Origin of the sequence: Fluviispira multicolorata (genome assembly GCF_009208585.1) — a bacterium.
Lineage (GTDB): Bacteria > Bdellovibrionota_B > Oligoflexia > Silvanigrellales > Silvanigrellaceae > Silvanigrella > Silvanigrella multicolorata.
This window is the reverse complement of sequence record NZ_WFLN01000026.1, coordinates 1-213: the sequence shown is the minus strand read 5'-3', so window position 1 is coordinate 213 and position 213 is coordinate 1. Positions and strand designations below refer to the sequence as shown.

The 213-nt window shown below is 26.8% G+C and carries 1 pseudogene; it reads left to right on the top strand.

The window, feature by feature from the left end:
- Positions 1 to 213: pseudogene (locus GCL57_RS14935) on the top strand (RNA-guided endonuclease InsQ/TnpB family protein); the annotation flags it as partial.

Here is a 213-nt window from a genome sequence, read left to right as displayed (position 1 = left end):
GGGAAATCAGAGCAAGAATTATTAGATGAGTATTCCAATTTGGATGAGGAATCACTAAATTACCTTACTGTAGGAATTGATCGTGGCATTGTAATTCCATTTCAAACTAGTAATCAATTAAGTTATGATTTCGATGATAAGTTAAAAAATAAAATTAAGCTTAAACAAAAAAAGTTAAAAAAGTATCAAAGAAAATTAGCACGTCAAAAAAAA